11 protein-coding genes and 1 pseudogene are annotated in these 13,136 nt (G+C 43.9%); 3 read left to right on the forward strand and 9 right to left on the reverse strand.

The window, feature by feature from the left end:
• From ACED53_RS12105 to ACED53_RS12115, 3 genes are all read right to left on the reverse strand, one after another.
• A partial coding sequence (locus tag ACED53_RS12105) for a FimV/HubP family polar landmark protein (protein ID WP_371692848.1) occupies window positions 1–3,030 on the reverse strand: 3,030 nt, incomplete at its 3' end.
• Window positions 3,031–3,239: 209 nt separating this feature from the next.
• Window positions 3,240–4,253 (reverse strand): aspartate-semialdehyde dehydrogenase, encoded by a 1,014-nt coding sequence (locus ACED53_RS12110; RefSeq protein ID WP_012603484.1) that lies wholly within the window; start codon window positions 4,251–4,253, stop codon window positions 3,240–3,242.
• Between the two features lie 12 nt (window positions 4,254–4,265).
• On the reverse strand, window positions 4,266–5,399 hold the full coding sequence (locus ACED53_RS12115) for a 4-phosphoerythronate dehydrogenase (RefSeq protein ID WP_017101987.1): 1,134 nt from the start codon (window positions 5,397–5,399) through the stop codon (window positions 4,266–4,268).
• A gap of 48 nt (window positions 5,400–5,447) precedes the next feature.
• Here ACED53_RS12115 and ACED53_RS12120 point away from each other — a divergent pair.
• Window positions 5,448–5,817 (forward strand): annotated as a pseudogene (locus ACED53_RS12120) (hypothetical protein).
• 140 nt (window positions 5,818–5,957) lie between these two features.
• Here ACED53_RS12120 and fabB read toward each other — a convergent pair.
• Window positions 5,958–7,169: a beta-ketoacyl-ACP synthase I gene (gene fabB, locus ACED53_RS12125; RefSeq protein ID WP_009848735.1), complete on the reverse strand. Its 1,212-nt coding sequence runs from the start codon at window positions 7,167–7,169 to the stop codon at window positions 5,958–5,960.
• 56 nt (window positions 7,170–7,225) lie between these two features.
• Here fabB and mnmC point away from each other — a divergent pair, with 56 nt between their 5' ends.
• Complete coding sequence (gene mnmC / locus ACED53_RS12130; RefSeq protein WP_017101986.1) at window positions 7,226–9,376, forward strand: bifunctional tRNA (5-methylaminomethyl-2-thiouridine)(34)-methyltransferase MnmD/FAD-dependent 5-carboxymethylaminomethyl-2-thiouridine(34) oxidoreductase MnmC; 2,151 nt, start codon at window positions 7,226–7,228, stop codon at window positions 9,374–9,376.
• 147 nt (window positions 9,377–9,523) lie between these two features.
• Here the strand turns inward: mnmC and ACED53_RS12135 are convergent, their stop codons facing one another.
• The 3 genes from ACED53_RS12135 to ACED53_RS12145 form a co-directional block, all read right to left on the reverse strand.
• Window positions 9,524–10,045 (reverse strand): NADPH-dependent FMN reductase, encoded by a 522-nt coding sequence (locus tag ACED53_RS12135; RefSeq protein ID WP_009848737.1) that lies wholly within the window; start codon window positions 10,043–10,045, stop codon window positions 9,524–9,526.
• 188 nt (window positions 10,046–10,233) lie between these two features.
• Window positions 10,234–10,497 (reverse strand): YfcL family protein, encoded by a 264-nt coding sequence (locus ACED53_RS12140; RefSeq protein WP_009848738.1) that lies wholly within the window; start codon window positions 10,495–10,497, stop codon window positions 10,234–10,236.
• 9 nt (window positions 10,498–10,506) lie between these two features.
• Window positions 10,507–11,037: an elongation factor P hydroxylase gene (locus ACED53_RS12145; protein ID WP_029225616.1), complete on the reverse strand. Its 531-nt coding sequence runs from the start codon at window positions 11,035–11,037 to the stop codon at window positions 10,507–10,509.
• A 299-nt stretch (window positions 11,038–11,336) separates the two neighbouring features.
• On the opposite strand from ACED53_RS12145, the gene ACED53_RS12150 reads away from it, so the two are divergent.
• A complete protein-coding gene (locus ACED53_RS12150; RefSeq protein WP_004734183.1) occupies window positions 11,337–11,960 on the forward strand; it encodes a trimeric intracellular cation channel family protein in 624 nt (207 codons plus the stop codon).
• Window positions 11,961–12,053: 93 nt separating this feature from the next.
• On the opposite strand, the gene ACED53_RS12155 is transcribed toward ACED53_RS12150, so the two are convergent.
• Window positions 12,054–12,440: a hypothetical protein gene (locus ACED53_RS12155; protein ID WP_017101983.1), complete on the reverse strand. Its 387-nt coding sequence runs from the start codon at window positions 12,438–12,440 to the stop codon at window positions 12,054–12,056.
• Complete coding sequence (locus tag ACED53_RS12160) at window positions 12,437–13,039, reverse strand: hypothetical protein (RefSeq protein ID WP_017101982.1); 603 nt, start codon at window positions 13,037–13,039, stop codon at window positions 12,437–12,439. The genes ACED53_RS12155 and ACED53_RS12160 overlap by 4 nt, the downstream gene beginning before the upstream one ends.
• Window positions 13,040–13,136: the final 97 nt, after the last annotated feature.

Consider the following 13,136-nt stretch of genomic DNA (forward strand, 5'->3'; position numbering starts at 1 on the left):
CTCTGGCTCTGGCTCTGGCTCTGGCTCTGGCTCTGGCTCTGGCTCTGGCTCTGGCAAGGATTCAACGACATCTTCAAACTGATCGCTACCTTGGATTTTCGGTTCAAAGTCAAAATCAGAGGCAACATTCGCAGGCGACTCTACATCGTCTATAGCTTCGGCTAACCAGTCTTCAACCGTCTCTTCATCATCTTCAGAGATATCATTTAAAGACGATGGCGATACTTGCTCTTCATAACTAGCAGCGATGTCTTCACGCTGTTCTTGGGCGTCGGCTTCTTTCGGCTCTGGTTCAACCGTATTTTCACTTAATGACTCAACAAGCTCTTCTGTCGCTGGCAATAAATCATTGTCATCAGAAGTCATCAACTCATCAATCAATGCTTCGTCTGTTGTTTCTAGCGAGTCATCAAGTAACGCATCTGTTGCCGGCGCGACACCGAACAAATCATCGATAAAGTCATCACGATTAAAGGCTTCATCATTTTCTGGCTTAACGTCAGCACTGTCTTGAATCATTTCCGAATCTAACGATCCATCACTAACGACTTCAGCTTGTGGTGTTGCATTAATGTCCGATGCTTGCTCAGACTCAACTTCAGGTGTTTCTGAGGTTAACGGAGTAAGCTCGACGTCTGAATCCTTTTCGGACTCATCGCTGCCGTTGTCAAAACCAAAGGCTTCGTCTAACTCTTTATCAAACGCCTTCCCTTCAGGTTCAAGCTCGTCTTCAATGCCACTTGTCAGTAGATCATCAAATGGATCTAAAGATTCTGAATCTTGTTCATCGGTTTCACCGACTGATAGATCATTACCTAGCAGTTCATCTAACGTCTCGTCACCTTCGACGGTAACTTGAGCATCATTGGCATCATCGTCTAGAAAATCATCTAGTAGGTCTGTGCTCTCGGCATCGAGTTCAAAGTCATCATCAGAATCATCAATCAACTCATCCAAGGTTTCAGTACTGTCTTCCGAAATATCTAGCTCATCATCGGTCGACAAGCCTGAGAGTTCTTCGAGTTCAGATAATGAGTCAAAACCTAGAGGATCACTCTCAGAATCATCATCCGATTCATCTTCCAACATATCATCTAGGAGATCTGTTGAATTACTGAGATCAACATCATCCCCTGTCAATTGCTCATCGAGCAGGTCGACACTGCCTTGAGTTTCTTCACTTTCGGTTGGCAGATCAAACTGAGAAAGGATGTTATCGATATCATCATCAGACGCCAAAGCGCTGTTTAGATTCTCAGCAACCTCGTCATCATTATCGAGATTCACAGGCTCATTGACTTGATCGTTCTGAGCCGCAACCTGAGCGAAGATGTCATCAATATCATCTTCTACACTAGGAGCCGAGGGTTGTGACGTCTGCTGCTCTGAGATCAACGAATCAATATCAAATTCATCGTTGCTCACGCCCGAAGGTGCAGTATCGCTCTGTTGTTCAGAGATAAGCGCATCAATGTCAAAATCATCGGTTGCTGATGTATCGGTATTAGAAATCGAATCACTTTGCTCTTCTGAGATTAAAGCATCAATATCGAAGCTATCATCATCTTCATCATCAAGCGCAAATAGATCATCTAATAGAGATTGGTCTAGTTCGTTAGAGCCTAGATCTTCAGTCTCAGAATCCTGTGATAGTAGCGATTCAATATCTTCATTCGACATTGAGTTATCATCTGAAAGATCAAAGTCGGCCTCATCAGAACCGAGTTCGCTTTCTGATGTTTTATCAAGTGCGCGCTCCATCTCTTCAAGACCAAGCGCCTTGTCATCGCCATTGACACTAATGCCGTTGCTGCTGTCTAACTCCAGATCATCGAAGTTAGTGTCTAAGTCACCATTTTCGCCAATACTCGCAAATGGGTCGTCATCGTCATCATCGAGATTAAAATCGAGATCAGAATCATCTAAACCTGCAAATACATCTTCTTCAGGCGATGCTTGGTCATCAAATAACTTATCAGCATCATCTTCATTGCCAAATTGTTCATCGTCTAAAGACAATTCATTATCAAAGTCGTCCATCTCGTCGCCTAAAGCGATAGGCGCGACGCTACTTGCATCTGATTGAATTGGTTGGTCTTGTGTCGGCTGCTGCTCATCATTTTTAGAACGGCGCCCTAATAGGATCACTATGATAAGACCAAGTAGCAGGCCAGGAATAACCGCAAGAGCAGTAACTAACCAACCATTTGATAACAATTGATCCATGGCACTTGGAGCCATTTTTGCAATCTCAGCGTTCTTTCTACGCTCTTCATCAAGCAGCTTTTCCACTTCGCTACGAATGCGGTCTTCATCACCAAGTTCTGTTTTTAGCTCATCTACTTCCAATTGAACATTCGACAACATCAGGCGAAGTTGATGGTTTTTCTCTTCAAGTGACAATAGCTCAGTTTCTGAAAGCTCTAGCTGTTTCTCTAACTTATTCACCTCTCGGGTTGGAGCTGATTGAGCTGGAGATGATTGAGTTGGAGACAATGGCTTTTTAGCGGCTTCAGCTGTGCTTACTTGCTTTGCAGGAACAACATTTTTTGCATCAGAACTCGACGCTTTTGGTTTTGAAGCGACAGGCTTACTTGCAGGAGCATCGAGCTTAGCAAGGTGCGCATTCATGATGTTAACGGCTTGCTGTGTAGAACTTGCACCTGCTTGCTCTAAAGAAGGCACTCGTAAATTACTGGCAGGCAGCAAGCTGTGGATATTCTGGTTTTCAAACGCTTGTGGATTTAGACGATAAATAGCCAACAAGGTTTGCTGAACTGAAACGGAATTATCAGGGCGTAACTTTGAGGCAATTGACCACAATGTTTCCGACCCCAAAGTTGGGCCGTAAAAACGAGAAGGCCCAGCACGATTCAATTGTGCTCTTTGAAGAGGTTCGGAAAACGTAGGCGCTGATTGTATCTGACCATTAGGCCCTACAACTCGAATGGAATCTGCACGAACAACGGAAATCTGAGTCGCCATGAGAATGGCAAAAGGCATTAACCACGGCTTGAAAAATTGAAACATAAAAGGCTCAGCTAGGTGCTTAAATTCGAATAAATTGATGAACTGTTAAATATATCGGATAAACGACGTAAAGCTATAGAGATGAAAACAAAAAATGTGTTGCAGCGACAATATTCGCAGCAATTTCACACAATTTGACTAACAATATTTTCAATCGATTAAAAAAGCCCCACTAAAAGAGTGAGGCTTGTTTATCAAAGCAGTGAAGCTTAGAAGTAATCGCGAATCAGAACTTCAGCGATTTGAACTGCGTTTGTTGCTGCGCCTTTACGAACGTTATCAGCGACAACCCACATGTTCACACCGCTGTGATGGCTGATGTCGTTACGAATACGACCAACCATTACGTGGTCTTTACCACCAGCATCACGAACCTGAGTTGGGAAGTCTAGAGCTTGGAAAACTTCAACGCCTTCTGTGTTCTCTAGAAGCTGAATAACTTGCTCAGCACCGATTGGCGCGCGAGTTTCAATGTGTAGAGATTCAGCGTGACCATAGAACACAGGAACACGAACACAAGTCGGGTTAACCGTGATTGAAGAGTCAGCAAAGATCTTTTGAGTTTCCCAAACCATCTTCATTTCTTCACGTGTATAGCCGTTCTCTGTAAATTCATCGATTTGAGGAATACAGTTAAACGCGATCTGCTGTGAGAACGCTGACTTGTCAGCTGGCATACCGTTAAGAAGCTTAGCCGTTTGACCTGCTAGCTCATCGATACCCGGCTTACCTGCACCAGACACAGATTGGTAAGTTGAAACGTTAATACGCTCAAGGCCCACTTCATCGTGAATCGGTTTAAGTGCTACTACCATCTGAATAGTAGAACAGTTCGGGTTCGCAATGATGTTGCGGTTACGGAACTCAGCAATCGCTTCAGGGTTCACTTCAGGCACAACCAGAGGAACATCGTATTCGTAACGGAAACGTGAGGTGTTATCGATAACAACCACACCTTCGTCAGCGGCGATTGGAGCCCAACGTTCTGAAAGCTCGCTACCTGCAGAGAAAAACGCAATATGTACTTGAGACCAGTCGAAGTCTTCTACATTTTGTACTTGTATTGTTTTGCCGTTAAAACGGGAAGTTTTGCCTTCACTACGTTCACTTGCTAGTAAGTGCATTTCACCGACAGGGAATTTACGCTCTTTAAGTACTTCAAGAATGGTTTCACCAACCGCACCAGTCGCACCTAAAATAGCAATATTAAATTCTTGGCTCATTGTTTCTCTCTTTTATAAAGTTGGCTTTACCATAAAACCGAGTTTAGATAACGGCGTTAAATTACAAGATTCGTCGCCCGTTAACTCGACTGCACTGTACTCTCTGCGGTCCCAATATTCTTTACGCATCTTGTCAAAAGAACCCGGCGTAGAGATATTGCGACGGAATAAGGCGTCGTCTTTGCGCACATCATAGATCAACTGAGTCAAATTGTGCAGTGTTGCTTCATCCCAAGCTCTATCTAATTTCATTTGAGGCACTGGCGCTGTCGGTAGTAAGTCACTTGCATAAGCACGCTGTTCAGTACCTAAAAACTCACAATAACTGTTGAAGATCATCGTGGTACCACGCGCTTTACCCTCTAAACCGTAGCCCGCTACGTGAGGTGTTGCAAAAGCGAGCAACGGAAGAAGTTCAAAGTCGACTTCAGGTTCAAACTCAAACACATCAAGAACGGCAGTGAAACCATCGGCTTTTTGCAAGCGAGCTTTTAACGCTTGGTTATCAACAACTGGGCCACGAGCCGCATTAATCAGAATTTGGTCAGCACGTAAATTGTTCAGTACTTGCTCATTGATCAAATGATGCGTTGGGAACTCACCTGTCTTAGTGATTGGCGTATGCAGAGTGATGACGTCTGACTGCTCAAGCAGTGTCTTTAATCCAGTAAACTCACGAGTATCACCCTCTTGCTGTTTTAGAGGATCGTTCAGCAGAACTTTAATACCAATACCTTCAAGGCACTTTGCTAAATAGCTACCCACTTGGCCACAGCCGATAATACCGACCGTTTTTTCGAATACAGAGAAACCTTGCTGCTGAGCCAACACCATCATCGCGCTGAACGCGTACTCAGCCACACCCACCTTGTTACAGCCTGGGGCTGCGGTGAAGAAAATGCCACGCTCTTTCATCAATTCTTGGTCAACGTGATCCATACCAGCTGTTGCGGTTCCAACAAACTTAAGCTTGTTCGCTTTGCTGATCAGCGCTTCATTGACCTTGGTCACCGAACGAATCATCAGGGCATCTACGTCAACAAGATCGTCAGCGGTTAGCGTTCGACCGGACTTCATTGTCACTTCACCTAGCTGGCTAAAAAGCGCTTCAGCATAAGGCATATTTTCATCGATTAAGATTTTCATTGGGAAGGTACTTTCGTTGGGGTCTGTCGACCTTAAATGTGAATTGAAATGATTGTGCAAAATTCCACACACGGTGTCGAGTCGCAATTGGAATACATTATAAATAAAGGGCTGAATCGCCTAGTCTGCACAAACAAGAACAGAAATAAGAACCAAGACCTAAAATCAAAAAGCAAAAGTCAGAAGTCAGAAGTCAGAAGTCAGAAGTCAGAAGACTAAAACGAAAAATGCCCGATTGAATAAACAATCGGGCAAACATCCAGAACAAAAGGATCCTATCTCGCTCTCCAGGAGACAGAGTCTTGCGTCTGTTCAACCAGTACTAACCAAAGCCAGTACTGATCAAGCTCTGGAAACCTTTCAACTTCTAAATCTTGATTTAAAAAGCTATTTTCTAAAGCGAAGCTTACAAAGCTAGGGTTAAAAAACACGCTTAAAACCATATTTATAAAAGCTATGTTCTGATGGTCATGATTACTGGGTGACCTGTGCGTGTTGAATCAGCACTCACGTCACCCATTAACGATTAACCTTTTATTAATTTAACCTTAGCTTCAATTAGCCTTGGTATTTTTTGATTACTAGCGTTGCGTTCGTACCGCCGAAACCAAAGCTGTTAGACATAACCGTTGTTAGCTCTTGTTCACGAGCTTCGGTTACGATGTCTAGGCCTTCGCCCGCTTCGTCTAGGTTTGCAACGTTAATGCTTGGTGCGATGAAGCCGTTATCAAGCATTAGCGTTGAGTAAATTGCTTCGTGTACACCAGCCGCACCTAGAGCGTGACCTGTCATCGCTTTAGTTGCTGAGATTGCAGGGCTGTTGCCGCCAAAGACTTCTTGGATTGCGCCAAGTTCTTTAACGTCACCTACAGGAGTTGAAGTACCGTGAGTGTTCACGTAGTCAACGCCATCAACGTTTTGCATTGCCATCTTCATACAACGAACCGCGCCTTCACCAGAAGGAGCAACCATGTCGTAGCCATCTGAAGTTGCGCCGTAACCCACGATCTCACCGTAAATTTTTGCGCCACGAGCAACAGCGTGCTCAAGTTCTTCGATAACTAGCATACCGCCGCCACCAGAGATAACGAAACCGTCACGGTCAGCATCGTAAGTACGAGAAGCCAATTCTGGCGTGTCGTTGTACTTAGTAGAAAGTGCGCCCATTGCGTCGAACATCATAGTCAGAGACCAATCCAGTTCTTCACCGCCACCAGCGAATACTACGTCTTGCTTACCAAGTTGGATAAGCTCCATTGCGTGACCGATACAGTGTGCAGATGTTGCACATGCAGAACTCATAGAGTAGTTCACACCGCGGATTTTGAAAGGTGTTGCTAGACAAGCAGAAACCGTAGAAGCCATTGTACGTGGAACCATGTATGGGCCAACGCGCTTCACGCCTTTTTCACGGATGATGTCTACTGCGTTTACTTGGTTTAGAGATGAAGCACCACCTGAACCCGCAACGATACCTGTGCGGTCATTAGATACTTGATCTTCAGTTAAACCAGAGTCAGCAATTGCTTGCTCCATTGAAAGATAAGCGAATGCCGCTGCATCACCCATAAAGCGCATTTTTTTGCGATCGATATGGTCAGCAGGGTTCATTTTTAGGTTACCCCATACTTGAGAGCGCAAGCCATTTTCCTTGAACTGCTCTGAAGCGGTAATACCTGATTTACCCTCTTTCAGTGATGCTAAAACTTCTTCGACGTTGTTACCGATACTTGAAACAATACCCATACCGGTGATTACGACTCGTTTCATGTGACATTCCTATAATTCTAAATTCAGCTAGATGATAACTAAGAAGCCTAACAAAAGTGGTCAGCTTTCCTAGAAATTCGTACAATCCCTACCAACATATCGCTTCAAATCACAAAATGATAGATTTTATGACTTCAATTACTAATGCAGAACTGGAATGGAATGAGTCTGGCACGCCAGTTTCAGACCAATTTGACGACGTTTACTTCTCTAATGTTAACGGTTTAGAAGAAACTCGCTACGTCTTTTTAAAACAAAACCACCTTCCAGAGCGTTGGGTTGAACATCAACAACGCCGTTTTGTGATTGCTGAAACCGGTTTTGGTACAGGTTTAAACTTTCTCGCAGTCTGGCAATGGTTCGATGCTTTTCTTAAAGATAACCCACAAGCTATGACCAAAGAATTACATTTCATCAGTTTTGAAAAATATCCTTTAAATAAAGATGATCTGATCAAAGCGCACCAATCTTGGCCTGAACTAGCCCAGTATGCGACACAACTCCAAGAACACTACCCGATTGCCCTGCCCGAATGTCACCGCATTGTGTTGGGCGATGGTGCTATCACGCTTGATTTGTGGTTTGGTGATATTAAGGATTGTATGCCAAACGTGCCGACCCCTCGCAAAGGTTTAGTCGATGCGTGGTTCTTAGATGGCTTTGCTCCAAGCAAAAACCCTGAAATGTGGAATCAAAACCTATTCAACGGCATGGCCAAACTGGCAAAACAAGATTGCAGCTGTGCAACGTTTACCGCTGCCGGTTTTGTTCGCCGCGGTTTAATCGAAGCTGGCTTTGCGATGAAAAAAGTTAAAGGCTTTGGTACTAAGCGGGAAATGATTGCCGGACGACTTGGTGAGAAGCACGCTCACACCAACATTAAACCTTGGTATGGCCTTTCAGAGCACAGTGAATCACAAGACATTGCGATCATTGGTGGTGGTGTCGCCAGTGCTGCATTAGCCAAAACGCTAAGCCGACGTGGTAAAAACATCACCCTTTATTGTGAACACCAACAAGCTGCGGGCAACGCCTCTGGCAACAATCAAGGTGCCATTTATCCGCTACTCAGCGAAGCGACATCGAACGTGTCTCGCGTGTTTGGTCCAGGGTTACTGTTTGCTCGCCAATTTATGAATCAAGCGGCTCAGTCTGTCCAATTTGATTACAGCTGGTGTGGCGTGAACATTTTGATGTGGGATGAAGGCTCCACTAAAAAGCTCAATCGCATGTTAGAAGGCAATTTCCACACAGATCTGATTCAGCGTTTAACGCCAGAGCAAGCCAACGAAAAGATTGGCTTACCAGTCGATAAAGAGAGTGTCTACTTTCCACTGGGAGGTTGGTTAAGCCCTTTCCAATTGACTCAAGGTTTGATTGGCAGGTTAGAAGAGACCAACCAAGTGAGCGCGCACTATCAACATCAAGTAACGCAACTTGAATGGTTAGAAACAGAACAGCAATGGTTGCTGACACTTGAGACACCTCAAGGTGAGATTCAAACCAAGCACGACCAAGTAGTTGTCGCGAACGGACACAAATTCACTCAGTTTGAACACACTCGCCCCGTACCTCTGACGCCAGTTAAAGGCCAAGTGAGTCATATTCCGACCACGGGAAATCTCAGCCAGCTAAAAACCGTGTTGTGCTTTGATGGCTACCTTACGCCGCAGAATCCAAACAATGGTCATCACTGTATTGGTGCGAACTACGACAAGACCAATATCGACCAAGAGTTTGATATTGAGGTTCAGCAATATAATGGTGAGCGCCTACATGTGTCGCTACCAGACCAAGCATGGACAAAAGATGTCGACACCAGTGACAATTTAGCGCGCCAAGGTATCCGAAGCGTAAGCCGTGACCACCTTCCGTTTGTCGGAAACGTTGGCGATTTTGAATCAATCAAAGAACAGTACCAAGACCTGCACAACTTCAACCCGCAACGTCACTCTGTTGATGATGTTCAAACGGTAGCAAGCTTCCCTAACCTATACTGCTTTATCGGGCTAGGCTCACGTGGCTTGAGCTCTGCGCCATTATTAGCTGAAGTGTTAGCATCACAAATCTGTGGCGATCCCCTACCCTTGCCTGTTGATGTGCTTGAGGCGATTCACCCAAGCAGAATGTGGGTGCGCAGACTGCGTAAAGGCAAAGCATTAACGGCTGGATGGGTTGCAGACAAGCACTCTAAATCAAATTCATAGTTTCTAGTTCAGCTATTCTGAACATCTGAAGTTTCTGAATATCAGAAATATCTAAAACTAAAGGCTAGAAAGCCCGAGCGACATTATGTCACTCGGGCTTTTTGTTGTTCGTGTTGATCTAAACTGATGTTCTAAACGGAGCAGTATTTACAGCTTAGCAACTGCGTCTTTAATCTGTTGGGCGATCTCTTCGTTGCTGATAGCACCAGACTCAAAATCAAAGTTATCGTAGAAGCTAGGCACTGAAAGCGATGCTTTAACGTTACCACCAAAGTACGGAGCCGAACCAGTTGCTGCGCCAAGTACTGTTTGTGCGCCACCAGGGCCTGGTGATGTCGCTAAGTAAACCGCAGGTTTCTCGCCAAATACTGAACGCTCAATGCGTGTCGCCCAGTCAAATAGGTTTTTGTACGCCGCTGGGTAGTGGCCGTTGTGCTCAGCGAAAGAGATAACAAATGCGTCAGCTTCTGCTAGGTCACGTAAGAATGCTTGAGCACCTTCCGCTTGGCCAATCTCTTTTTCAGTGTCTTCACTGAACATAGGAACGTTGTAATCGTTGATGTTTAGAACTTTGACTTCAGCACCTTCAATCAAGTTAGCTGCGTAAGTTGCTAGAGTTTTGTTGATAGAGGTAGAGCTGGTGCTTGCGCCGAATGCGATAACTTTCATGATGTGACCTTTTCTGTGATTCCGTTAAGTGGGATTAGAATAACGTAGTCAGAAAATGGAACCATCACAAGGATTGAACGGACTCATTCAAAAAATTCGAATGAGTCTCAAATTATTGGTTCGCTCAAAAATGAGGAGGGAGAATTGTGAGCGAATAGCGCTAGACGAATAATGCTAAACGACTAAAATTAAGCTTGGTTTTGCAGCTCAACCCAAAGGTCATTAACGATCGTACGATCGGCTGGCGTCAATTCAGAACGTGCGTCTTCTAGGCTCTTCTCAATACGCAATTTAACTTCTGCTACGTCTTCAATGCCGTCTTCTTCACATGAAGCTACTGAAAGAGAAATATGACCACGTAAGTAACCACCAGCAAACAGTTCATCATCTGATGCGTTTTCAATGCGAGCATCAATTAATTCAAGTAGTTTTTCTTCAAATTCGATAATCATAATATTCTCTTATTTCACAATAAATTGGCTAGTACATAAAGGTTCTACATCGTAGAAGCTGCGTAATGCTTCAGAGAGCATTTTCACGCGAGGCGGCAGACCAGCTTCAAAGATACCCATGACTTCGCTGTGTACTTTGTTCATAAAGGCCAAACGATCTGGCTCAAAATCGCCGTGTAGATTGTCACAGCTAACATTAAAAGGAAAGCCTGCGCTGGTCGCAATGATCCATTCATACGCTTGTGGGCGAATTTCCACTTTTTCAAACTCAGCTTGAACCGACTCAGTTCGGCCATCAGGCTCATACCAGTAACCAAAATCTTCCAATAAGCGACGCTCAGGACCAGCCACACACCAGTGCGCTATCTCGTGAAGTGCTGAAGCATAAAAGCCACGAGCAAAAACGATACGGTGATGAGGAATCTCCTCATCGGCTGGCAGGTAAATAGGCTCGTCCGCTCCCAGTTCTAGCTTAGTATTGAAGCTCTCGAAAAAGGTTTGATTGAAAATATCGATGATGTCTGGGTATTGGTGTGTCATAAGATCAAATTTAAGTAAAAAGAACTGGGGCATTTTGCGTTTTTTTAAGCGCTCGGTAAAGCCCTATCACTGGCAATGACATTAGGTTCATCATAATACTTTACGATGACAATCGATTGCCGATCCCAGATTACACCACTTTGAGGTGAATGATTAGTTTAGCTAATCTGAAATGCCTATTCACGGTACAAATATTCATTCGTCAATCAGCGTTTTTACTACTACACTCGCGCTTCATTTTTATATCCCTATGGCCTATAAGACTCCAATTTATAGACCTATATTATAGAGCTACAGCAATGCTACTAAGTGTTTTGTATATCATTGGCATCACGGCAGAAGCCATGACCGGCGCTCTCAGTGCTGGCAAACAAAAAATGGATTGGTTTGGTGTAATGCTGGTTGCAAGTGCAACGGCAATTGGCGGAGGAACAGTAAGAGATATTTTACTCGGCCATTACCCTTTAGGCTGGGTTGAAAACCCCCAGTATCTGGCGATCACTTGTATTGCTGGTGTTATCACGACGGGATTAGCCAAATGGGTAATCAAGCTAAAAGGCTTGTTCATTCGTTTGGATGCGTTGGGGCTTATCGTATTTAGTATCATTGGTACTAAAGTAGCGATGACCATGGGTCTGCACCCAATGATTTGTATGGTGTCTGCATTAGTGACTGGCGTGTTTGGCGGCCTACTGCGCGATCTTATCTGTCGTCAAACGCCACTAGTCTTGCATGAAGAGTTGTATGCATCTGTCGCCCTTGTCGCTTCAGGCTTGTACTTAGGTCTTCTTGAATTAGGCATAAACGATGTGACCGCGACGATCGTGACATTGGTTGTAGGTTATTTACTGCGCATGGCAGCAGTGAGATTCAAATGGCGCTTGCCTTCGTTCCAATTAGACCCAGAAAGTTCGGTACACTAATTCGAAATCTGCGCTCCTAAAACGGATAGGAGCGCAAATGAGAGGAGAGGCATTTTACTTTTTTAAACTATGTAACTCTTTCGCATCACACCACTATTCAACGCAAATGACGTCAAAGTTCGCGATATAAATATCTTCACGCATATAATTTAACGTTTCGACAAAATAGATACTTGCACGTTTACTAATACTAGAGCGAAGAGAGTTAAACACCTTTGGTTGTGAATTAAACTCGGCTTTAAAGTCATATTCTTGGCTGGAATTATTCGCACAAAATTCTAGTTCATGCGTACCCAAGCTACCTTCGATTCCCGAAAGCTCACCCAAAAAACATTCACTTTCAACCGTTGGTTTTAACCCTTTGATGTTAAACTCTAGCGTTGCTGGTTGTTGGCACTGAAACTTTACTTCCTGTTCGCTCTCTACTGTTGTACACCCAATAAGAAAAAAAATGGGTAATACTAAAGCTAATCGTTTCATTGTGTAGCAACCCCATATTGAACAAGCTCTTCTCGGCTCATATAGTGCATACCTTCCGGTTTTGCTGCTTCCAATGTGTACCAATAGAAACTTGTATCAATATTTAACGCTTCGTAATAATCCAAATAACGTTCATGTTCAAAATGATCTTTAGTTAATAGTGAGCCGTTAGTGCCATCACTTGAACTCCATGAATGAACTCCGATCTTAGCACCTGGTTCAACGGTTCTTTGCACGCCAGCCAAAAACAAGTCAGTACCACCAGAAGCGATATGCCCTGATGAACCGATATAGCTATTCATACCCGCTTCTCGAACCATTAATCCCAACTCAGTATTTGCTTCATCATCCGCAGAGCCATTGATATTCTTAAACTCTAGCATGGTCACCTGCGGAGCCTGATTTAGCATTTCTTCAAAAGCATCAGGAGATCCGCTACATACCACACCAGAAAGAATGGCAGTATCACCTTTGACATAAAATGTAAGTGATCTTTCACCTTCTAATGATGAATCACACTTTGAGTAGTAAACACTGTCATAATCTACAGAAGCACAACCATTAAGAAACAGCGTTGCTAAGAGAAGTTTTTTAAGCATAAATAATCACTCCAACCAGTAAGGACATTAAAAGTAGATTCTGTACTTTTAAAAAACTATCATAATAAAATTAGCTCTTACGTAACTGATTGTAATT

This window comes from Vibrio sp. 1F169 (genome assembly GCF_041439605.1).
Classification (GTDB): domain Bacteria; phylum Pseudomonadota; class Gammaproteobacteria; order Enterobacterales; family Vibrionaceae; genus Vibrio; species Vibrio tasmaniensis_A.